General features: G+C 30.3%; 22 protein-coding genes. 9 read left to right on the top strand and 13 right to left on the bottom strand.

The annotated features are described in order from the left end of the window. Position 1: 1 nt before the first annotated feature. Positions 2-634 (top strand): class I SAM-dependent methyltransferase, encoded by a 633-nt coding sequence (locus tag AC5SLZ_RS03780; RefSeq protein WP_494615005.1) that lies wholly within the window; start codon positions 2-4, stop codon positions 632-634. A gap of 2 nt (positions 635-636) precedes the next feature. On the opposite strand, the gene AC5SLZ_RS03775 is transcribed toward AC5SLZ_RS03780, so the two are convergent. From AC5SLZ_RS03775 to AC5SLZ_RS03760, 4 genes are read right to left on the bottom strand one after another with little or no spacing between them, the layout of a single operon-like run. Next, the gene (locus AC5SLZ_RS03775; RefSeq protein WP_494615004.1) at positions 637-1,761 is read right to left on the bottom strand and encodes a bifunctional 2-methylcitrate synthase/citrate synthase; all 1,125 of its coding nucleotides are present in this window, start codon (positions 1,759-1,761) and stop codon (positions 637-639) included. Then, positions 1,761-2,657: a methylisocitrate lyase gene (gene prpB / locus AC5SLZ_RS03770; protein ID WP_494615003.1), complete on the bottom strand. Its 897-nt coding sequence runs from the start codon at positions 2,655-2,657 to the stop codon at positions 1,761-1,763. The genes AC5SLZ_RS03775 and prpB overlap by 1 nt, the downstream gene beginning before the upstream one ends. Then, positions 2,657-4,159 carry an MmgE/PrpD family protein gene (locus AC5SLZ_RS03765; protein WP_494615002.1) on the bottom strand — a complete coding sequence of 501 codons (1,503 nt, stop codon included), beginning with the start codon at positions 4,157-4,159 and terminating at the stop codon, positions 2,657-2,659. The genes prpB and AC5SLZ_RS03765 overlap by 1 nt, the downstream gene beginning before the upstream one ends. A gap of 53 nt (positions 4,160-4,212) precedes the next feature. Beyond that, entirely contained in the window at positions 4,213-4,896 is a 684-nt protein-coding gene (locus tag AC5SLZ_RS03760; RefSeq protein WP_494615000.1) for an HAD-IA family hydrolase, read from the bottom strand. Between the two features lie 69 nt (positions 4,897-4,965). On the opposite strand from AC5SLZ_RS03760, the gene AC5SLZ_RS03755 reads away from it, so the two are divergent. The 8 genes from AC5SLZ_RS03755 to rpsD are packed head-to-tail and all read left to right on the top strand — an operon-like array spanning position 4,966 to position 13,984. Beyond that, positions 4,966-5,583: a DapH/DapD/GlmU-related protein gene (locus tag AC5SLZ_RS03755; protein WP_494614999.1), complete on the top strand. Its 618-nt coding sequence runs from the start codon at positions 4,966-4,968 to the stop codon at positions 5,581-5,583. A 3-nt stretch (positions 5,584-5,586) separates the two neighbouring features. Beyond that, positions 5,587-7,407 (top strand): glutamine--fructose-6-phosphate transaminase (isomerizing), encoded by a 1,821-nt coding sequence (glmS, locus tag AC5SLZ_RS03750; protein WP_494614998.1) that lies wholly within the window; start codon positions 5,587-5,589, stop codon positions 7,405-7,407. A gap of 35 nt (positions 7,408-7,442) precedes the next feature. Further along, positions 7,443-8,822: a class II 3-deoxy-7-phosphoheptulonate synthase gene (locus tag AC5SLZ_RS03745; RefSeq protein WP_028036860.1), complete on the top strand. Its 1,380-nt coding sequence runs from the start codon at positions 7,443-7,445 to the stop codon at positions 8,820-8,822. Between the two features lie 39 nt (positions 8,823-8,861). After that, a complete protein-coding gene (gene nadE, locus AC5SLZ_RS03740) occupies positions 8,862-9,599 on the top strand; it encodes an NAD(+) synthase (protein ID WP_494614996.1) in 738 nt (245 codons plus the stop codon). A gap of 45 nt (positions 9,600-9,644) precedes the next feature. Then, positions 9,645-10,994, top strand: a complete 1,350-nt coding sequence (gene cysS / locus AC5SLZ_RS03735; RefSeq protein WP_494614994.1) for a cysteine--tRNA ligase — start codon at positions 9,645-9,647, stop codon at positions 10,992-10,994. Further along, a complete protein-coding gene (cimA, locus tag AC5SLZ_RS03730; protein WP_494614992.1) occupies positions 10,991-12,592 on the top strand; it encodes a citramalate synthase in 1,602 nt (533 codons plus the stop codon). The genes cysS and cimA overlap by 4 nt, the downstream gene beginning before the upstream one ends. 20 nt (positions 12,593-12,612) lie before the next feature. Further along, positions 12,613-13,326 (top strand): RNA methyltransferase, encoded by a 714-nt coding sequence (locus tag AC5SLZ_RS03725; RefSeq protein ID WP_494614990.1) that lies wholly within the window; start codon positions 12,613-12,615, stop codon positions 13,324-13,326. Positions 13,327-13,366: 40 nt separating this feature from the next. Continuing rightward, positions 13,367-13,984, top strand: a complete 618-nt coding sequence (gene rpsD / locus AC5SLZ_RS03720; protein WP_028036865.1) for a 30S ribosomal protein S4 — start codon at positions 13,367-13,369, stop codon at positions 13,982-13,984. 6 nt (positions 13,985-13,990) lie between these two features. Here the strand turns inward: rpsD and grxD are convergent, their stop codons facing one another. Genes grxD through sfsA form a run of 9 tightly spaced genes read right to left on the bottom strand, consistent with a single transcriptional unit; the run spans position 13,991 to position 21,216 of the window. Continuing rightward, positions 13,991-14,329, bottom strand: a complete 339-nt coding sequence (gene grxD, locus AC5SLZ_RS03715) for a Grx4 family monothiol glutaredoxin (RefSeq protein WP_494614988.1) — start codon at positions 14,327-14,329, stop codon at positions 13,991-13,993. Then, on the bottom strand, positions 14,329-14,559 hold the full coding sequence (locus AC5SLZ_RS03710; protein WP_494614986.1) for a BolA/IbaG family iron-sulfur metabolism protein: 231 nt from the start codon (positions 14,557-14,559) through the stop codon (positions 14,329-14,331). Before AC5SLZ_RS03710 ends, grxD begins: the two co-directional genes overlap by 1 nt. Beyond that, on the bottom strand, positions 14,559-16,751 hold the full coding sequence (gene purL / locus AC5SLZ_RS03705) for a phosphoribosylformylglycinamidine synthase subunit PurL (RefSeq protein ID WP_494614984.1): 2,193 nt from the start codon (positions 16,749-16,751) through the stop codon (positions 14,559-14,561). The genes AC5SLZ_RS03710 and purL overlap by 1 nt, the downstream gene beginning before the upstream one ends. Further along, positions 16,748-17,431 (bottom strand): phosphoribosylformylglycinamidine synthase I, encoded by a 684-nt coding sequence (gene purQ / locus AC5SLZ_RS03700; protein WP_028036869.1) that lies wholly within the window; start codon positions 17,429-17,431, stop codon positions 16,748-16,750. Before purQ ends, purL begins: the two co-directional genes overlap by 4 nt. A 3-nt stretch (positions 17,432-17,434) precedes the next feature. Next, positions 17,435-17,677 carry a phosphoribosylformylglycinamidine synthase subunit PurS gene (gene purS, locus AC5SLZ_RS03695; protein ID WP_494614983.1) on the bottom strand — a complete coding sequence of 81 codons (243 nt, stop codon included), beginning with the start codon at positions 17,675-17,677 and terminating at the stop codon, positions 17,435-17,437. After that, positions 17,674-18,459, bottom strand: a complete 786-nt coding sequence (purC, locus tag AC5SLZ_RS03690) for a phosphoribosylaminoimidazolesuccinocarboxamide synthase (protein WP_028036871.1) — start codon at positions 18,457-18,459, stop codon at positions 17,674-17,676. The genes purS and purC overlap by 4 nt, the downstream gene beginning before the upstream one ends. Continuing rightward, positions 18,459-19,751 (bottom strand): adenylosuccinate lyase, encoded by a 1,293-nt coding sequence (gene purB, locus AC5SLZ_RS03685; RefSeq protein ID WP_494614981.1) that lies wholly within the window; start codon positions 19,749-19,751, stop codon positions 18,459-18,461. Before purB ends, purC begins: the two co-directional genes overlap by 1 nt. Positions 19,752-19,754: 3 nt before the next feature. Further along, positions 19,755-20,525: a type I methionyl aminopeptidase gene (map, locus tag AC5SLZ_RS03680; RefSeq protein ID WP_494614979.1), complete on the bottom strand. Its 771-nt coding sequence runs from the start codon at positions 20,523-20,525 to the stop codon at positions 19,755-19,757. Beyond that, complete coding sequence (sfsA, locus tag AC5SLZ_RS03675) at positions 20,518-21,216, bottom strand: DNA/RNA nuclease SfsA (RefSeq protein ID WP_494614978.1); 699 nt, start codon at positions 21,214-21,216, stop codon at positions 20,518-20,520. The genes map and sfsA overlap by 8 nt, the downstream gene beginning before the upstream one ends. Between the last annotated feature and the right edge of the window lie 18 nt (positions 21,217-21,234).

The raw sequence follows: 21,234 nt of genomic DNA, 5'->3' as shown, positions 1-21,234 counted from the left end.
TTTGGAATATAAAAAATACTACCGAAAAACTAGTTTAAAGCAAAAAGGAGTAGGTTCTTTTTTTTTAGATGAAGTCTTAGAAAAAAAACCTAAAACTTTTTTAGAAATTGGTGTTTTTCATGGAGTAACAGCTAGAAATGTTTGTGAACTTTTATTTAAAATTCATAGAAATGACTTTAATTACATTGGTTTGGACTTATTTGAAGAGAGTGATGAAAATAAAAATGAGGTAATACCTAATACTACCTTTTCATCAAATCCAGTAAAACAATTTTATTACAAATATATAAAAAGACAAAACCCATATAGTTTAGAAGCTGTAGAGGAATTATTAGCTAAATTTAAAAATAATATTAATTTAATCAAAGGTAACTCAAATAAAGTGTTAAAAAAAATTGATATGTCAAAAATTGATTATGTCTTTTTAGATGGTGGGCATGAATATAACACTGTGCTCAATGATCTTAATTGTTGTTATGAAGTAATAATTAATAATGGGACAGTTTTATGTGATGATTATGACTTAAAACAAGCGCCCGGCGTTAAACAAGCAATTGATGAGTTTGTAAATAAAAATGACTTTAACTGTTCTATTATATGTGATGATAGATTTGCAAAAATAGAAAAAAGCTAAAATTACCTATAATTTAATTCCATAACTTTTCGATGCTTACTACCTTTATACTTGGCAAGCGGTCGTATAAGTTTGTTAGCAGCATGCTGCTCCATTATATGGGCAGACCAACCTGTAATTCTTGAAATTACAAATATTGGTGTAAAGAAATCAGTATCAAATCCCATCAAATGATAAGTAGGACCAGTTGGGTAGTCCACATTCGGATGAATATTCTTTTTCTTGATCATCACTTTTTCAACAATGTCGTAGATTTTTTCAAAAGTTTTATCTTTTTTAATTTTAGCAACTTTTCCAAAGTATTCTCGCATAGTTGGAACTCTAGAATCTCCTGATTTATAAACTCTGTGACCAAATCCCATTACTACATCTTTATTTTTAAGGGCATTATTGATCCATTTTAATGCATTTTCAGGTTTTTTTATTTTTCTCATCATATGCATTACTTCTTCATTGGCACCACCATGTAATGGGCCTTTCAAACTTGCGATAGCACCTGTTATTGCTCCATGAATATCTGATAAGCTACTTGTAATAGTTCTTGCAGTAAAAGTTGAAACATTAAAACTATGTTCAGCATATAAAATTAAAGATACATCAAAAGCTTTTACAATTTCTTTTTGAGGAACTTTCCCAAAACACATGTAGAAAAAGTTTTCAGCAAAAGTTAACTCTTTTTTAGGTTTAATAATTTTTTTTCCACTTCTAATTCTATAAAATGCAGCTAAAGCAGTTGGGGTTTTTGCAAAAATTCTTAAAGCTTTTCTCATATTAGCTTCTGGTGAAGAGTCTGAAGTTTCTTTATCCTCTAAACCCATTACACTTACAGCTGTCCTTGCTACATCCATAGGGTGAGATTTTTTTGGCATATGCTTTATTATCTCATATAAGTTTTTTGATAACTCTCTGTTATTTTTTTCATCTTTTTCAAAATGTTTTAATTGAATTGAGTTTGGAAGATCTTTATTTAAAATTAAATAAGCAACTTCTTCAAACCTACAATATTCACATAAATCTTGAGCAGCATAACCTCTATAAGTTAGAGAGTTTATTTCAGGCATTACTTTTGAAACTTCCGTTTCATCAACCACTATCCCCAATAAACCTTTTTTTATTTCATCACTCATTATTCATGTCCTTCCGTACTAAAGTTATAAATTTTTTCATCAAGAGAGTTGTATTTTTCATATTCAACTAACTCATATAGTCTTTTTCTAGTTTGCATTTTATCAATAATATTATTCTGATGTCCATTCGCATAAATGTCTCTTAATCCATCTTCCACATTTTTCATTGCTAACCTTTGTGTAGTGACTGGATAAATCACAATATTATATCCAAAATTCTCTAGTTCTTTGTAATTAAAAAGTTTTGATTTACCAAATTCAGTCATATTAGCTAATAAATAACAACAAAGTTCCTTTCTTACTTTTTCAAAGTCTTTTTCATCCTGTAAGGCTTCTGGAAATATGATTTCAGCACCAGCATCAATATATGCCTTACATCTATCAATCATTTTATCAATACCCTCAACACCTTTAGCATCTGATCTTGCGATTATTTTAAAATTACTATCTTTTTTAGCTGCCACACATTCTTTAATTTTATTAACCATAGCTTCTGTCGAGATCAATTCTTTATTATCAAGGTGCCCACATCTCTTTCTTTCGATTTGATCTTCTAAATGAACAGCTGTAATTCCAAATTCTTCAAAAGTTTCAATAGTTTCTTTACAAGATTTAAAACCTGTATCTATATCTACGATTGTAGGTAAATTAGTAACTCTTGAAATTAAATAAGATCTAGTACTAACATCTTGCAATGTTGTTAAACCAATATCGGGAAAGCCAAGGTCATTAGCCATAACACCACCCGATATATAAACTGCGTCATACCCAATTTCTTCAATTAATTTTGCTGTTAATGGATTATAGGCTCCTGGAACTCTTAATATTTTATTTGATTTTAATTTTTCAACAAAATCTATTCTTTTTTGGCTTGGCTCTTTGTCAACAAAATGCACTAAAATATTCCTTTTTTTAAATTTCTTTTTAAATCACTTTTCTTAATTTCTAAATTTAGTTTATTTAATTGACCTGATTTTAAATTTTTTAAATTTTGAACTATTTTTAAGAAACGATCACTTTCTCTCTTGTTAAGAATACCATCTGTTAAAGTTAAGAACTTATTAATATAATTTTGCCTTTTAAACGGTCTAGCACCATAAGGATGAGCATCAGCTCTATCAAGTTGTTCGGTAATTCTTTTACCGTTGTTTAAAGTGACCACTACCTTGGCCCCAAAAGACTTTTTCATAGGATTTGGATCATGATATTTTTTAGTCCATTTCTTATCTTCATAAGTTGTAATCGATTTCCAAATTTTAATAGTACTTTTTTTATTAGCTCGATTTTTTGTATAAGATCTTACATGGTGCCAGTCTCCATCTTCTAGAGCAACAGCAAAAATATACATTATAGAGTGATCAAGTGTTTCTCTGCTTGCATTTGGATCCATTTTTTGAGGATCATTTGCTCCAGTTCCAATTACGTAATGAGTATGGTGACTTGTAAATATATCAATTTTTTTAATTTGGTTAAGATTAGGAATTTTAGTCTTAAGCTTTTTAGCTAAATCAATTAATGCTTGTGATTGATACTCAGCAGAATACTCTTTTGTATAAGTCTCAAGGATAGCTCTTTTAACTTCTCCTTTTTTAGGAAGTGGCACTTTATAATTAGCTTTTTTCCCATCTAATATTCTTGCTATAACGCTATCTTCACCCTCATATATTGGACTAGGTGCACCTTCGCCACGCATAACTCTATCTACAGCTTCAATTGCAAGTTTACCTGCATGAGCAGGTGCGTAAGCTTTCCAACTTGAAATTTCACCTTTTCTGGATTGTCTTGTTGATACAGTTGTATGAAGTGCTTGTTGAACTGCTTGATAAATTGTTTCAGTATTGAGTTTAAGCATTGAACCTAAACCCGCAGCAACACTTGGTCCTAAATGAGCTATATGATCTACTTTATGTTTATGTAAACAAATTCCTTTAACTAGATTTACCTGAACTTCATAGGCAGTAATAATTCCACGCAGTAAATCTAACCCATTAATATTATTTTGTTGAGCAACTGCCAAAAGAGGAGGGATATTGTCTCCTGGGTGACTGTAGTCAGCTGCTAAAAAAGTATCATGAAAATCAAGTTCTCTAACAGCAGTTCCATTTGACCATGCAGCCCATTCGCAATCAAATTTAAGTTTTGAATTTACACCAAATAAAGTAGCACCATTTTTTCTAGAATGTTTTAAAGCCATTTCTCTTGAAGAAATAACAGGCTTTCTGTTGAGAGATGCTATTGCAACAGATGCATTATCAATAATTCTATTGATCACCATTTCTGTTGCATCTTTATTCAAAGCCACATTATCGCTTGCTATTTCAGCTATTTTCCAAGCTAGTTGTTTTTTTTTAGGAAGCTTGATTTTAGATGGGTAAACTTTAACTGTATGTAATAACAAAATAACTCCTTAATAGTGATTTTGTTTTAATAGTTAAAAAAAATTAATCAATCTTAAAGATATTTTGATATTATTTTTTCAATGCCAATGAAGTCTTTTATAAGGTGATTATGATATATTTCAGTTGTATTTTTTTCAGTATATCCATTTTCCAATAAAATTACTGGTATCTCAGCAGCCTTAGCAGCATTTGCATCAGTTTCGCTATCACCAATCATTATAGTTTTTTTTATATCACCATCTAATATCTCTACTACATTTGTTAGATGTCTTGGGTCTGGTTTGCAATAATCAAAAGTATCTGAACCAGCTACATATTCAAAAAAATCATAAATTCCGATCTTTTTTAAAAGATCATTAGATAGATGCTCTTGTTTATTAGTACAAACGGCCATAGAAATATTTTCTTCCTTGCACCATATTAAAAAATCTTTAACTCCAGTTACTAGAGTGCTTTCGTTAACAATATTTTTTCCATAGAAATTTACAAACTCTTTAACCATTTCATCTTTAATCTTTTCATCTAAAACTTTACTAAATTCTTTTTTGGCTTGTCCCCATATAGATCTTCCAATTAAAGCTCCAGCACCTTTGCCTACTAAATTTCTAATATCTTCAGTTGATTTAGTAGGATAACCAAATTTTCTCATTACATGGTTGTGAGCTAACATTAAATCTGGGGCTGTATCTACAAGAGTGCCGTCTAAATCAAATAAAATTGTGAATTTTTGCTTCATATCAAAAGTTTTTTAAAGAAATATTATGTGAATTAATTAAGGCACATACTTAATATAAAGCATTTTAAAATGAAAGAATTAAATTTACAAAAAATTCAAGATAGACTTCGAAATAAGTTTTTAATAAGTGGCGTTAAAATGCTTGGACCTGAAACAATTTTTTTTTCAAATGATACTAAAATTGGAAAAAATGTAACTATTGAACCTTATGTTGTTATTGGGAAGAATGTAAAAATTGGAAACAATGTCACAATAAGATCATTTTCACATTTAGAGTCTTGTAAAATTGAAAATAAAGTTCAAGTTGGACCTTACGCACGAATAAGACCAGATACTATTTTAAAAGAAGGATCTAAAATTGGAAATTTTGTTGAAATAAAAAAAAGTGTTGTTGGAAAAAAATCCAAAGTAAACCATTTATCTTATATTGGAGATAGTAACCTTGGTAAATCTGTTAATATAGGTGCTGGAACAATTACCTGTAATTATGATGGTGTTAAAAAAAGCAAGACAAGAATAAAAGATAAAGTTTTTATTGGATCAAATTCATCACTAGTAGCACCAGTTACTATAGATCAAGAAAGCATAGTCGGCGCTGGCTCTGTAATAACAAAAAATGTAAAAAAGAAATCTTTAGCTCTTACAAGATCTAAACAAACTGAAGTAAAAAATTATAAAAGAAAATAATATATGTGTGGTATAATAGGGATATCTAGCAACAAGTCTGTATCAAGTAGCATTATTAATTCTTTAAAAAAATTAGAGTACAGAGGTTATGACTCAGCAGGCATTGCTACCTTGTCCGATGGTTTTATCAATGAAGTTAAATCTGAGGGCAGAGTAGAAAATTTAGAAAATAATTTTGATTTAAAAAATCTTTCAGGAAATATTGGTATCGGTCATGTCAGATGGGCAACACATGGAGTGCCAAATAGTGTTAATGCACACCCGCATTCATCAGAAAATGTTTCGATAGTTCATAATGGTATAATTGAAAATTCAACATTATTGAAAAAATATTTATTAGGTAAAGGACATAAATTTAAATCGCAAACAGATACTGAAGTAATTGTTCATCTTATTACAGAAAACCTTAAAACATCTGAGTTACAAGAGGCTATTACAAAAACTTTAAAACAGCTTCATGGGAGTTTTGCATTAGGAATTATTTTTAAAGATATGCCAGATTTAATTATAGGTGCAAGACGAGGCTCTCCTTTGGCAGTTGGATATGGTCCTAATGAAAATTACCTTGGATCAGATTCTTATGCTCTAAAATCGATGACCAATAAGATAACTTATTTAGAAGATGGTGAATTTTGTTTTATTAAGAAAGATGAGGTTAATTTTTTTAACGAAGATGGAATAAAGATTAATAAAAAAGTTTTAGAGCTTTCTTCTGACCAGCAAAAATATGACAAAGGTGATTTCAAACATTTTATGGCTAAAGAGATTGAAGAACAGCCTGAAACTTTGAAAACTGGAATTAAAGAATATGTAGATAGTATAAATAAAGACATCAATATTTATAATTTCCCCTGGAAAATAGATGAAATTAAATCAATCATGTTGATTGGTTGTGGTACAGCGTTTCACTCTTGTTTAATGGCTAAGTATTGGTTTGAAGAATTAACAACTTTAGACGTCAACATCGATATTGCATCAGAGTTTAGATACCGAAAAAATAGGTTTAAAAATGATACTTTATATATTTTTGTATCTCAATCGGGTGAAACTGCTGACACTTATGCTGCTTTAGATTTATGTAACAAGAATAATATGAAAACTTGTGCTGTTGTAAATGTAATTGAAAGTTCAATTGCTCGAGACTCAAATTTTGTATTACCAATTCATTGTGGTCCAGAAATAGGTGTTGCATCCACTAAAGCTTTCTTAGGTCAAATACTCGTTTTGTATATTTTGTCATTAAAATTATCATCATTAAGAAAAGAAATTGAAAATATAGATTATCAAGAAAAAATAAAAGATCTAAAAAATTTACCAAAATTAATTGAAGAAACATTACTAATTGATAACGATGTCCAGGCTATTGCTTCAACATTTAATGAAGCTAAAGGATCAATGTTTTTAGGCAGAGGTTTCTCTTATCCAATTGCATTAGAAGGTGCGTTAAAACTTAAAGAGTTGTCATATGTTCACGCTGAAGGTTATCCTGCTGGAGAAATGAAACATGGACCGTTAGCTTTAATTGAGGAGGGTATGCCCGTTGTAGTTTTGGCTCCAAGAGATAACTATTACAAAAAAACTATTTCAAATATGCAGGAAGTAGTTGCTAGAGGAGCTAAAGTTTTATTAATTACTAATAAAAGTAAAGATGAAGTTGTATCTGAAAATATCTGGGAAAAAATTGAGGTAGAAACTACAAATGATGATTTACTTCCATTTCTTTTAACTATCCCACTTCAAAAACTTGCATATTATTCAGCCCTTAAAAAAGGTTATGATATAGACAAGCCAAGAAACTTGGCCAAATCAGTAACTGTTGAATAAAATCTAAACTCTGTTAAAACAATCACCAGTTGAATATGAAAAATTGGAAAAAAAATAGCTGGAGGAAATATCCTGTAAAACACATCCCTGAGTATCCTGATAAAAAGGAATTAGATACGGTGTTGGATAAGATTGGAACATTCCCACCTTTAGTATTTGCTGGTGAGACAAGGCATTTGAAAGATCAACTTGCTGATGTGGTGGATGGAAAAGCATTTTTACTTCAAGGAGGAGACTGCGCTGAAAGTTTTGCAGAATTTAATCCAGATAATATTAGAGACACATTTAAACTAATGTTACAAATGTCATTAGTTTTAACTTACTCAGCATCTTTACCAGTTGTAAAAGTTGGAAGAATAGCTGGTCAATTTTCAAAACCCAGAAGTTCACCAGTTGAATCTAAAGATGGTTTGGAACTTCCAAGTTATTTAGGGGACAATATTAATGGTATGGAATTTAATGAAAAATCAAGAGTTCCTGATCCAAAAAGATTATTTAAAGCTTACTCTCAATCAGCTGCAACGTTAAATCTTATTAGAGCTTTTTGTCATGGTGGTTTTGCTGATCTTCAAAATGTTCATAATTGGAACTTAGGATTTATTAAAAATAGTCCAACACTAAAGAGATTTAAAGATTTAGAAGATAGAATAGCTGATGCACTAGCTTTTATGGATGCTTGTGGAATTAATTCAGATTTTAACAGAAGATTAAAGACAGTTAATTTTTGGACTTCACATGAAGCATTACTGTTACCCTTTGAAGAAACAATGACAAGAACAGACTCTACAACTGGAGAAAATCATGATACTTCAGCTCACTTTGTTTGGATTGGAGATAGAACCAGACAACTTGATGGGGGACATGTTGAGTTTTGCAGAGGTATTGAAAATCCAGTAGGAATTAAATGTGGACCAACTTTAAAACCAGAAGATTTAATAAATCTTTGTAATAAAATTAATCCAACTAATGACAAAGGTAAGATAACTTTAATTTCTAGATTTGGAGCTGATAATGTTTCAAAACATTTACCCAAATTAATTAGATCAATTAAAAAAGAGGGTTTAAATGTAATTTGGTCATGTGATCCTTGTCATGGGAATACGGTCAAAGCAGCTACTGGATTTAAGACGAGACCATTTAATAGTGTTTTAAATGAAGTTAAAAATGTATTTGCATGTCACCAAAGCGAAGGAAGTTATGCAGGAGGTTTACATATAGAAATGACTGGCCAAAATGTTACTGAATGTATTGGTGGAGCCCAAAAAATATCAGAAAAAGATTTATCATCTAGATATCATACTCATTGTGATCCAAGACTTAACGCAAATCAAGCATTAGAATTAGCCTTTTTAATTTCTGATGAGATTAAAAAGAATAGCTCATATTCTAAAAATGCAGACAGAGCGGCATCTTAAAACATTGTAAAAGATACCAACAACTAATAATTATAAATTATGAACGCTTCAGAAAAAGTAAATTTTATATCTAATTGGATAAAAGATTATGCCAATAATATGCCAAGTAAGGCTCAATCATTAGTTATTGGAATTTCTGGAGGGATAGACTCTTCTGTCTCAAGCACTTTAAGCGCAATGACTGGATTAAAAACAATTGTATTATCAATGCCAATTAAACAAAAATCTCAACAACACGATTTAAGTTTAAAACATCAAGAGTGGCTAGTTAACAAATTTAAAAACGTTGAGGCCCACACAATTAACTTAGATGAATTGTTTTCAGCTTTTACTTCTACCTTGTCTAAATTTAACAACGAACATGGGATGGCAAATTCTAGAGCAAGATTACGAATGACCACTCTTTATCAAGTAGCTGCTGCTAACAAAGGTATAGTGGTTGGTACAGGAAATAAAGTAGAAGATTTTGGTGTTGGATTTTACACAAAATATGGTGATGGTGGAGTTGATATATCTCCAATAGCTGATTGTAATAAAACAGAAGTTTGGGGAATTGGAAAAGAGCTTGGAATTTTAAAAGAAATAATTGAAGCAGCACCAACCGATGGTTTATGGGATGATGGTCGAACAGATGAAGGCCAACTGGGTTTACATTACCACGAACTAGAAGAAGCTATGGATAATCCTAACTCACAGAATAGAGTAAAGTACGAAAGTATAAGAAAAGAAAATTTGCATAAAATGGAGCCTATTCCAGTATGCAAAATTCCAAATTAATCAAATAGATTCACAAATCTATAAATTAAGTATATTTCTAAAATGATGAATAAAGATATTTTTTTAACAAACAATCTAAGTAACAAAAAAGAAAAATTTGTACCGATCAATGAAAAAAATATAGGGATGTATGTTTGTGGACCAACAGTTTATGACGATCCTCATATTGGAAATGCAAGACCAATAGTTATTTTTGATATTCTTTTTAAAATACTTAAAAATAAATATTCATCTGTCACTTATGTTAGAAATATTACAGATGTTGATGATAAAATAATTAAATCATCGAATGAAAAAAAAATATCTATTTCAGATTTAACAAAAACTATTATTAAAAGTTTTACTGAAGATTGTAAGTATTTAAATTGTGAAAACCCATCAGAACAGCCTAAGGCGACAGAGCACATTGGCTTAATGATTGAGATGATTTCTAAATTAATTAAAAAAGGCTTTGCTTATGAAAATAACAAACATGTTTATTTTGAAGTAAAAAAATTTGATGAATATGGTCAATTATCCAATAAAAAATTAGAGGATTTAATTGCTGGATCTAGAATTGAAGTAAGTGATAACAAAAAGCGCTCAGAAGATTTTGTATTGTGGAAACCTTCTTCAGAAAATGAACCATCTTGGGAGTCACCATGGGGCAAGGGAAGACCTGGTTGGCATTTAGAATGTTCTGCAATGTCTAAGAAGTTTTTAGGAAATGAATTTGATATACACGGTGGGGGTATAGATTTGATTTTTCCACATCATGAAAATGAAATTGCTCAATCACGATGTGCAAATGACACCAATGTTTTTGCTAATTATTGGTTGCACAATGCTTTTATTACTATGTCGAATGAAAAGATGGCAAAATCTCAGGGTAATATTTTAAAGATAAAAGATTTTAGAGGAAAGATTAGTGGACAAGTTTTAAGACTAGCCCTGATAAGTGCTCACTATAAACAACCTCTGGATTGGAATGATAAATTATTAGAAGATTGTCAAAACACCATTGATAAGTGGTACAATGTTTATTTACCTTCAAACAAAGGTTTGGTGGATGAAATCATTCAACCTTTATATGACGATATAAATACCCCAGGTTATATTGCTAACTTACATAAACTTTATGATAAAGCTAACAAAGGTAATGATGAAGACAAACATGTATTTAACTCAGCATGTAATTTTATAGGATTACTTCAAGAGACTAAAGAAGAGTGGTTAAATTATAAAAAAGGAAATGCAGATATTTCAGAGACTGAAATTAAAAATAAGATAGATCTTAGAAATAAAGCTAGAGCTGATAAAAACTATAAAGAAGCTGATAATATCAGAGACCAACTTTTAGACAAAGGTGTTTTAATAGAAGATAAAGATGGTAAAACAATTTGGAAATTTAAATGAGTAAGGAAAAGCTATATATATTTGACACCACATTAAGAGATGGTGCCCAAACTCAAGGTGTTGATTTTTCAATTGATGATAAAGAGAAAATATCAAATTCACTGGATAGTCTAGGCGTAGATTATATCGAAGGTGGTTGGCCAGGTGCTAACCCAACAGATACAGAATTTTTCAATAAAGATCATGGTTTTAAGTCAGCTAAACTTACAGCCTTTGGAATGACTAAAAAGTCAGAACATAGTGCGGAAAATGATCCTATGTTAGCATCCTTAATTAACTCAAAAAGCACTTCTGTGTGCTTATTTGGTAAGTCTTGGGATTTTCAAGTTGATGTAGCACTTGGGATTACTAATGATGAAAATTTAGAAAATATTAAAGAAAGTGCAAAACATATTGTTGGTTCAGGTAAAGAATTTATGTTTGATGCAGAACATTTCTTTGATGGATTTAAATCAAATCCTGGTTATGCCTTAAATTGTTTGAAAGCAGCATTTGATCAAGGTGCTAGATGGATTGTTTTATGTGATACAAATGGTGGAACACTTCCACATGAGGTAACTAAAATTGTATCTGAGGTTACAAAAAATATTCCAGGTGAAAATTTAGGTATTCATGCTCACAATGACACAGAAAATGCTGTAGCAAACAGTTTAGCTGCAGTTCAAGCGGGGGTTAGACAAATCCAAGGAACTATCAATGGATTAGGGGAGAGATGTGGTAATGCAAATTTAATGTCTTTAATTCCCTCATTATTTTTAAAAAAAGATTTTAGTGAGAAATTTGAACTTAATATTAAAAGAGAAAACCTTAAGAATTTAACACAATGTTCAAGATTATTAGATGAATTGTTAAATAGAAAGCCCAATAAACATCTACCTTATGTGGGAGCTTCTGCCTTTTCACACAAAGGTGGGATGCATGTTTCTGCAGTTCAAAAAAATCCAAAAACATACGAACATATTGAGCCTGAGGAAGTTGGAAACTCAAGAAATATTGTGGTTTCAGATCAAGCTGGTCAATCAAATATAATGTCTAGGTTAAAATCTATTGGCATCCAAATCAAAAAAAATGATCCAAAAATTAAAAAACTTTTAAGTGAAGTTAAAGACAGAGAATTTATTGGTTATAGTTATGATGGAGCAGATGCTTCATTTGAATTATTAGCTAGAAGGTTAATGGGTGATATACCACGATATATATTAATTAATGAGTATGATGTATCAGTTAAAAAAGATAGCACTGGTGAAATTATTTCTCACGCTAAAGCTCAATTAGAAGTTGATGGTCAAAAAATATTATGTGAAGGACAGGGGAACGGCCCTGTTAATGCACTTGATAATGCGATTAGAAAAAATGTAAATAAACTTGCTAAATATTCTGAGTATTTAAAAGACTTAAAATTAGTTGATTATAAAGTAAGAATTTTAAATACAGGTACTGAAGCGGTAACTAGAGTTTCAATTGAAAGCACAGACTCTAAAGGTGTTAACTGGTTTACGATAGGTGTTTCACCAAATATAATTGATGCATCATTTAAAGCTTTGGTTGATAGTTTGGATTATAAATTATTTAAGGATAAGGCTCCAGCTAGCCTATAAGTTTTGATTTATCATAATTAATGTCATCAAATAATATTACTTTTATCTTACATAAGCCCCAGTTATCAGAAAATATTGGTGCATGTGCTAGAGGGATGAAGAACTTTAATTTCCAAAAAATGTCAATTATTGATCCAAAACCTATTTTTCCTAATGATAAAATTTTAGCAACTTCTGTTGGTGCTAAAAATATAATTAATAAGAGTAAAGTGTTTGATGCCTTAGAGCCTGCACTAAAAAATATAGATTATGTCATTGCAACATCTGCTAGATTTAGAAACAAAAACATTAAACATATTCAATTAGAAGACTTAAAAAAGATTGATTTCACTAAAAAAGTAGCATTTCTTTTTGGATCTGAAGCATCAGGTTTGTCGAATAAAGAAGTGAGTTATGCAAATTACACCTTACAAATCCCAACTAATCCTGAATTTAAATCTTTAAATTTATCTCATAGTCTAATTATCATTGCTCAGTATGTTTCAAATATTATAAAATCTAGGACTTCTGATTTTAAAAAATCTAAAAAAGTTAAATCTGCCTCTAAAAAAGAGGTACATTCAATGACCAATCTATGCATTCAAAACTTAGATGACATCAATTTCTTCAAACCAAAGGAGAAGAAACCTATTATGTTGGAAAACTTGAGAAATATTTTCTATAGAATGGACTTATCATCTAAGGAAACACGTATATTGGCTAGTGTATTTGCTAGTTTGGGTAAAAAACGTTGATTGACAAAATATCCTGTAAGCTTATAAACCCCATTATCAAATGACAAAAAGATTAAACTCTAAACATAAAGTAGATAGAAGATTAAAAGCCAATCTTTGGGGAAGACCAAAAAGTCCTTTTAATAAAAGAGATTACGGACCTGGACAACACGGACAGGGAAGAAAAGGAAAGTTATCTGATTATGGTACTCAATTACAAGCTAAGCAAAAGTTAAAAGCTTACTACGGTAACATTAATGAGAGACAATTTAGAAATATTTATAAAAAAGCTGTTATGCTTAAAGGTGACACTGGTGAAAATTTAATCGGTTTACTTGAAAGAAGATTAGATGCAGTTATTTACAGAGCAAAGTTTGCAACAACAGTATTTTCATCAAGACAATTAATTAACCATGGTCACGTTAGAGTGAATGGTAAAAAAGTTAATATTGGAAGCTACATAGTTAATGAAGAAGATTCAATTGAGATTAGAGATAAATCTAAGCAACTAGCAATTATTGATATTGCTCTTGCAAGCAAAGAAAGAGAAACTCCAGAATATATTCAAATGGATGAGAAAAACAAAAAAGTTAAATTTGTTAGAACACCTAAGTTTGAAGAAGTTCCTTATCCAATAGTAATGGAACCAAATCTTGTAATTGAATATTACTCTAGATAGTAATAATTAATTTTTAGCTTTAAAATTTATACCTTTAGCTTCAAAAAGTTTTGATAGCTCTCCACTTTCGTACATTTCTTTTATAATATCACAGCCACCGATGAATTCTTTCTTAACATATAGCTGTGGGATTGTAGGCCAATCACTGAAAACTTTTATTCCTTCTCTAATATTTTGATCTTCTAATACATTTACACTTTGAAAATTTACCTCAAGAAGTTTTAACATATTAGTTACAGCCATTGAAAAACCACATTGAGGAGCATCAGGCGTACCTTTCATAAACAAACATACTTCATTGTTATCAATATGATTTTGAATTAAATTTTTTGTATTATCATCCATTATTGTTCCTTTGTTTTAATTGCTAGGGCATGTAATTCATTTCCCATTTTACCCTTTAGAGAATTATATACCATTTTGTGTTGTTCAATTTTACTTTTACCTGAAAATTGAGCAGAAGTTATAGTTGCTGAATAATGATTTCCATCACCAGCTAAATCTTGAATTTCAACTGTTGCATCAGCTAAAGCTTCTTTGATTAAACTCTCAATTTCTTTTAAATCCATTGCCATTATTTACTCATATAGTTCGTTAACCAACTTGTATTCGATGTTCTCAATTCGTCAATTGTTACTTTTGTCTTTTCATTAATAAACAATTGATCTTCGTTTATTGTTCCAAGTTCATCATAATGAACTGCATTTTTGTTTAAAATATCAGTCACTTTTTTAAGACTATCCGTGTATACTTCGATCACATATCTACCTTGATCTTCAGCAAAAAAATATTCAATTTCATTAATTAGATATTTTGGTTTTTTAAGATTAATTCCCTTGTTTCCTTTAATACACATTTTTGCAACTGCAGTAATTATTCCCCCAATAGATATATCGTGAGCACTTTTAATATGACCAGCTTCAATTAACTTTAATAATGTTTCTCCATTATTTTTTTCATTAAATAGATTGATTTCTGGTGGAGGACCATTTTTTTCATCTAAAATATTTCTCGCGAAAAGACTTTGATCAATGTGCCCTTCGGTTTTCCCAATAACCAAAATAATATTACCAACTTCTTTGAAGTCCATTGTAATCATTTTATTATAATCTTTGATTAACCCAACACCACCAATAGATGGAGTAGGTTTTATTCCTTCTTCTTTTGTTTGATTGTAAAAAGATACATTTCCAGAAACGACTGGAAATTTTAAATATTCAGCTGCTTCCCCAATACCTTGAACACATTCAACAAACTCACCCATGTTTTCTTCATTCTCAGGACTACCGAAGTTTAGGCAATTTGTAATAGCTACAGGTTTTGCACCCACAGAAATTAGATTTCTAAAACTTTCACAAACAACTTGTTTTCCACCTGTTAAAGGATGTGCCCAACAATATACAGCAGATGAATCTACTGATGCAGCAACTGCTTTATTTGTTCCATGAATTCTAACAACCCCAGAGTCTCCCCCAGGTTTTTGAATAGTATCACCCATAACTGTGTGATCGTACTGTTGCCAGATCCATTCTTTACTACAAACATTTGGATTAGATAAAATTTTTTTTAACACATCTATAATTTTTAAATTCTTAAGATCTTCTTTTTTAATTTTATTTTTTTTAGGAAGTTTTGCTTTTTTCCATTTACGGTCATACATGGGTGAATTTTCAACTAATGTATTTACTGGAATATCTGCAACTTGCTCGTTATCAAAGAAGAGTTCAATTTTTTTAGATTTAGTTGTTTTACCAATTACTGCAAAATCCAAATTCCATTTATCAAATATCTTTTTAGCTTGATCTTCTTTGCCATTTTCTAGAACGATTAACATTCTTTCTTGGCTTTCTGAAAGCATAATTTCATAAGGGGTCATCTTTGCTTCTCTGCACGGAACTTTATTTAAATTAATTTCTATTCCAAGATTTCCTTTTGAAGCCATTTCAATGCTTGATGATGTAAGTCCCGCTGCACCCATGTCTTGAATTGCTATAATTGAGTCCCCAGCCATTAACTCCAAGCAAGCTTCAAGTAAAAGTTTTTCAGTAAATGGATCACCGACTTGAACGGTTGGTTTTTTTTCTTCTATTTTTTCATCAAAACTAGCTGACGCCATACTTGCACCATGAATTCCATCTCGTCCTGTTTTAGATCCTACATAAATAACAGGCTTGTTTAATCCTGCTGCTTTTGAGTAGAAAATCTTGTCTTTTTTAACTAGCCCTAAAGTCATGGCATTTACCAAAATATTTCCATTATATGAGCTATCAAAGTTTGTCTGACCTGCAATAGTTGGAACACCCATGCAGTTCCCATAACCACCAATACCGTGAACAACTCCTCTAAGTAAATTTTTAGTTTTTTTATGTTGAGGTGAGCCAAAATGAATTGAATTTAAATTTGCAATAGGACGTGCTCCCATCGTAAACACATCTCTCATAATACCACCAACACCAGTAGCAGCTCCTTGATAGGGCTCAATAAAGGAGGGGTGATTGTGGCTTTCAATTTTAAATACGATTGCATCATTGTCACCAATATCAACTACACCAGCATTTTCTCCTGGTCCTTGAATGACTTGTTTTCCTTTAGTTGGTAGTGTTTTTAAATGAAGCCTTGAAGATTTATAAGAACAATGTTCATTCCACATTGCTGAAAAGATACCTAGTTCAGTAATATTAGGTGTACGCTTAAGTAGCTCACAAATTTTAGCATACTCATCTTTTTTAAGACCATGATCTATAGCTACTTGTTCGTTTACGATCATTTTAAATTATTAATTAAATTATTAAAAAAAAGAGACCCATCTTCACCTGATAGAGAAGGGTCAATCATTCTTTCAGGGTGGGGCATCATCCCTAAAACATTTTTTTCTTTATTAAAGATACCTGCAATATTTTTAATGGATCCATTAGGATTAAACTGTTCTTCGGTTTTACCTTTTTTATCGCAGTAATTAATTGCAACTTGTTCATTATCTTCAATTTCTTTTAATTGGTCTTTTGTACAGAAAAAGTTCCCTTCATTATGTGCAATGTGAAACTCTAAAACATCATTATCAATATTTTTAAAGTAAGTATTTTGTTTATTATTAATTTTAACAAATACATTTTTACAAATAAATTCTAAGTATTTGTTTCTTAATAAAACGCCTGGAACTAAACCTGTTTCAACTAAAATTTGAAAACCATTACAAATCCCCATCACCATTCCACCTGAGTTTGCAAAATTAATGACAGATTTCATTATTTTTGATTTTGATGCCATACTTCCACATCTTAAATAATCACCATATGAAAAACCACCAGGCAAAACAACTAAATCACTCTTAGGTAATTCAACATCGTCATGCCAAACCATTTTATTTTTAAAACCAAATTTTTTAAGAGCTACATCCATATCTCTGTCACAATTAGAACCAGGAAATGTAATAACAGATGATTTCATTAATTATTGTGCATCAATAATTTTATAATTTTCAATAACAAGATTGGCTAAAAGTTTTTTGCACATTTCTTCAACTTTATCTTTAGCTTTTTTAGGATCACTTTCTTTTGTATCTATTTCAAAGTACTTACCTTGCCTTACTTCATTGATATCATCAAAACCTATACCATCTAATGTTTGATGAATAACTTTTCCTTGAGGATCAAGTACATCTTTTTTAAGAGTAATAATTACAGAGATTTTCATTTACGTTTTCTTTTAACAGAAGATAATTTTGTTACATTTACCGCAGAAAGGTTAGATTGTTCATGAAGTATTCCAAGTCTTTTAGCAACTTCTGTATAAGCAGGAATTAGATCACCTAAATTTTTTCTAAATCTATCTTTATCTAATTTTTTATCAGTAATGCTGTCCCAAAGTCTACAAGTATCAGGGCTAATTTCATCTGCTAATATAACTTCATCTTTACCATTAACCTTAAGTCTTCCAAATTCTAATTTAAAATCTATTAACTTAATTCCAACCCCTCTAAACATACCGATCATAAAATCATTAATTCTTAAAATCATCTTTTTAACTTTTTCAATTTCTTTTTTTGTGGCCCAATCAAATGCTAGGATATGCTCTTCTGCTATTAATGGATCACCTAATTTGTCATCTTTTAAGCAATACTCAATTAATGGTTCTTTTAAAACTGTTCCATCTTCAATTCCTAATCTTTTAGTAATAGATCCTGTTGCAACATTTCTTACTATGAATTCAATTGGAATGATTTCAACTAACTTAATAACTTGCTCTCTCATGTTAAGTCTTTTTACTAAATGATTTTTAATTCCTATTTGAGAAAGGTTTGAGAGAATATGTTCTGAAATTCTATTATTTAAAACTCCCTTACCTTCAATAGTAGATTTTTTTTGGTTATTAAATGCAGTAGCATCATCTTTAAAATACTGAATGACTAAATTCTTATCATTTGTTGTGTAAATGATTTTAGCTTTCCCTTCGTATAGTTTTTTTCCTTTTTTCATTATTTAAAAACTCTTCTAAAGATGAAATTTACATTTTTAAAGTGTTTTGCGTAACTAAATATCGATTTTAGTTTTTTAGGAGTTATTTTACTCATAATCAAGTTATCTGAACTAATCACATCAAACAAATCTAGATTTTCTGCAAAACATTTTTTAGCATAGTTTTGAACCATTCGGTAAGATTGCTCTCTACTCAATCCAGACTTAGTCAACTCCAACATAACTTCTTGTGAAAAAATTAATCCTTTGGTGATATTTAAGTTTTCTAACATCTTTTTAGGGTAAACAATCATGTTATCTAAAATATTAGTCAATCTAACTAATGCAAAATCAGTTGTGATATTTGCATCAGGCCCAATGTTTCTTTCCACACTAGAATGAGAAATATCTCTTTCATGCCACAGTGCAATATTTTCTAAAGCAGGAATTACTGCACTTCTAACCATTCTTGCAAGTCCTGTTAAGTTTTCACTTAATATTGGATTTTTTTTATGAGGCATTGCTGAAGAACCTTTTTGTTTTTTTGAAAAGAATTCTTGTAATTCATAAACTTCAGTTCTTTGCAAATGTCTAATCTCAACAGAAACTCTTTCAATTGATCCAGCAATGATACCTAATACTGAAAAATAAAAAGCATGTCTGTCTCTTGGTATCACTTGTGTTGAAATTGGCTCAACCTTTAAACCTAGTTTTTTTGCAACATGTTTTTCTACGTTAGGGTTGATATTAGCAAAAGTTCCAACAGCACCAGATATTGCACAAGTTGATACTTCATCAATAGCATCAACTAATCTTTTTCTATTTCGTTTAAATTCCTCGTAAAACGAAGCCAATTTTAAACCAAAGGTAACAGGTTCAGCATGAATACCGTGACTTCTTCCCATACATGGAGTGAATTTATATTTCTTAGCTTGCTTTTTAAGAACTTTTAAAATTTGATCTAAGTCTTTTAAGATGATTTTACCCGATTGGACCATTTGAATATTAAAACTTGTGTCCAATACATCTGATGAAGTCATTCCTTGGTGTAGATATCTAGCTTTAATTCCTGCCTTTTCAGTAACAGAGGTTAGAAAGGCTATAACATCATGTTTAACTTCAGACTCTATTTTATGAATTCTACTTACATTTATTTTAGCTTTTTTTCTTACAACAGATGCAACTCCCTTTGGAATTTGGCCAAGTTTTTCCATAGCTTCGGCTGCTGCAACCTCTACATCTAGCCAAATTTTGTATTTGTTTTCTTCTGACCAAATGTCAGTTAATTCTTTTCGCGAGTATCTTTTAATCATTAATTATAAGTATGGAGGCTTTGAGTAACCTTTAGCAGATTCTGTAAAAATTTCATAACCATTTTCAGTAATTCCTAATGTATGCTCAAATTGTGCTGATAAAGATTTATCTTTTGTTACAGCAGTCCAACCATCATTTAACATTTTAACATCGTATTTTCCTGTATTAATCATAGGCTCAATTGTAAAAGTCATACCAGGTCTTAAATCCATTCCAGAGTTTTTACTTCCATAATGTAAAATATTAGGCGGTTCATGAAAAGTTGTACTGATGCCATGCCCACAAAAATCTCGAACAACTGAAAAACCTTTTTCTTCAACGAATGATTGAATTTCATGCCCTATATCACCCAATCTAATTCCAGGCTTTAAAATTTTGATAGCTCTCATCATAGATTCATGTGTTGTATCTATAAGATTATTTAACTTAACTGATGTATTTCCAATTGAGAACATTCTACTGGTGTCCCCATAATGTTCATCAACTACAGCTGTAACATCAACATTGATTGCATCACCATCCCTTAAAACTCTATCTGAAGGAATACCGTGGCAGACAACATGATTTAAAGATGTGCACAATGATTTTGTAAACCCTCTATAATAGAGTGGAGCAGAGTACCCTCCATTATCTCTGATAAATTCATAACCTAATTTATCTATATAGTCAGTTGAGACACCTTCTTTAATATTGTCAGTTAACATATCTAGAGTTTGAGATGCTAACTTTCCAGCAACTCTCATTTTTTCAAATTTTTCTTTATAATCAGTCATCAATAATTTTTAGTTTTTTATCTATAAAAATTCTTTTAGAACTTATATCACATCTATAAGCCAAAAACTTAACTCCTGCTTTTTTAGCTATTAAATAATTGTTATAATATTCACTATCAATATCTTTAGCTATTTTAAATTTTTCCATATTATGGATCTGTACTAAAAATAATAAGTAACTTTTATAGCCTTTTTTTATGGCATCAATAAGAGTAAGCAGGTGTTTAGTCCCACGTGCTGTCACTGCATCTGGAAATTCAGCTGTGTCTTTATTTCTAAAAAGAGTAACATTTTTAACTTCTACAAAGCTTTTTTGTTTATTTTTCTCTATTAGAAAATCAAATCTAGTCTCTTTGTTAAAAAATACCTCTGGTTTAATTAGGTCACTATTTTTTAATTCTTTAATAAGGTTATTTTCTAAACCATGTTGAGCTATTCTATTAGCCATATGAGTGTTCACTCCAACAAGATTTTTTCTAGTCTTTATTATTTCTAAACCATATTTAAGTTTTCTTTTAGGATCATTATTTGGAAGTAAATAAACATCATTTCCTTCATCTAGCAGGCCTTTCATCGACCCAGTATTTGGACAATGTGCTGTAACGACTTCTTTGTTTAACTGAATGTCAGTAAAGAATCTTTTATATCGTTTGATTAATTTGCCTTTTATTAAAGACTTGGTAAATTTCATTTCTAAATTATACATTTA

Source organism: Candidatus Pelagibacter sp. PS_06 (assembly GCF_059418045.1).
The sequence above is the reverse complement of the archived record's forward strand: the minus strand, read 5'-3'. Positions and strand labels throughout refer to the sequence as shown.

What these genes read in the sequence shown, in the direction of transcription:
- AC5SLZ_RS03775 (WP_494615004.1), bottom strand. Translation starts at nt 1,761, where the DNA reads ATGAGTGATGAAATAAAAAAAGGTTTATTGGGGATAGTGGTTGATGAA.
- AC5SLZ_RS03760 (WP_494615000.1), bottom strand. Translation starts at nt 4,896, where the DNA reads ATGAAGCAAAAATTCACAATTTTATTTGATTTAGACGGCACTCTTGTA.
- AC5SLZ_RS03755 (WP_494614999.1), top strand. Translation starts at nt 4,966, where the DNA reads ATGAAAGAATTAAATTTACAAAAAATTCAAGATAGACTTCGAAATAAG.
- glmS (WP_494614998.1), top strand. Translation starts at nt 5,587, where the DNA reads ATGTGTGGTATAATAGGGATATCTAGCAACAAGTCTGTATCAAGTAGC.
- AC5SLZ_RS03745 (WP_028036860.1), top strand. Translation starts at nt 7,443, where the DNA reads ATGAAAAATTGGAAAAAAAATAGCTGGAGGAAATATCCTGTAAAACAC.
- nadE (WP_494614996.1), top strand. Translation starts at nt 8,862, where the DNA reads ATGAACGCTTCAGAAAAAGTAAATTTTATATCTAATTGGATAAAAGAT.
- cysS (WP_494614994.1), top strand. Translation starts at nt 9,645, where the DNA reads ATGAATAAAGATATTTTTTTAACAAACAATCTAAGTAACAAAAAAGAA.
- cimA (WP_494614992.1), top strand. Translation starts at nt 10,991, where the DNA reads ATGAGTAAGGAAAAGCTATATATATTTGACACCACATTAAGAGATGGT.
- AC5SLZ_RS03725 (WP_494614990.1), top strand. Translation starts at nt 12,613, where the DNA reads ATGTCATCAAATAATATTACTTTTATCTTACATAAGCCCCAGTTATCA.
- rpsD (WP_028036865.1), top strand. Translation starts at nt 13,367, where the DNA reads ATGACAAAAAGATTAAACTCTAAACATAAAGTAGATAGAAGATTAAAA.
- grxD (WP_494614988.1), bottom strand. Translation starts at nt 14,329, where the DNA reads ATGGATGATAATACAAAAAATTTAATTCAAAATCATATTGATAACAAT.
- AC5SLZ_RS03710 (WP_494614986.1), bottom strand. Translation starts at nt 14,559, where the DNA reads ATGGCAATGGATTTAAAAGAAATTGAGAGTTTAATCAAAGAAGCTTTA.
- purL (WP_494614984.1), bottom strand. Translation starts at nt 16,751, where the DNA reads ATGATCGTAAACGAACAAGTAGCTATAGATCATGGTCTTAAAAAAGAT.
- purQ (WP_028036869.1), bottom strand. Translation starts at nt 17,431, where the DNA reads ATGAAATCATCTGTTATTACATTTCCTGGTTCTAATTGTGACAGAGAT.
- purS (WP_494614983.1), bottom strand. Translation starts at nt 17,677, where the DNA reads ATGAAAATCTCTGTAATTATTACTCTTAAAAAAGATGTACTTGATCCT.
- purC (WP_028036871.1), bottom strand. Translation starts at nt 18,459, where the DNA reads ATGAAAAAAGGAAAAAAACTATACGAAGGGAAAGCTAAAATCATTTAC.
- purB (WP_494614981.1), bottom strand. Translation starts at nt 19,751, where the DNA reads ATGATTAAAAGATACTCGCGAAAAGAATTAACTGACATTTGGTCAGAA.
- map (WP_494614979.1), bottom strand. Translation starts at nt 20,525, where the DNA reads ATGACTGATTATAAAGAAAAATTTGAAAAAATGAGAGTTGCTGGAAAG.
- sfsA (WP_494614978.1), bottom strand. Translation starts at nt 21,216, where the DNA reads ATGAAATTTACCAAGTCTTTAATAAAAGGCAAATTAATCAAACGATAT.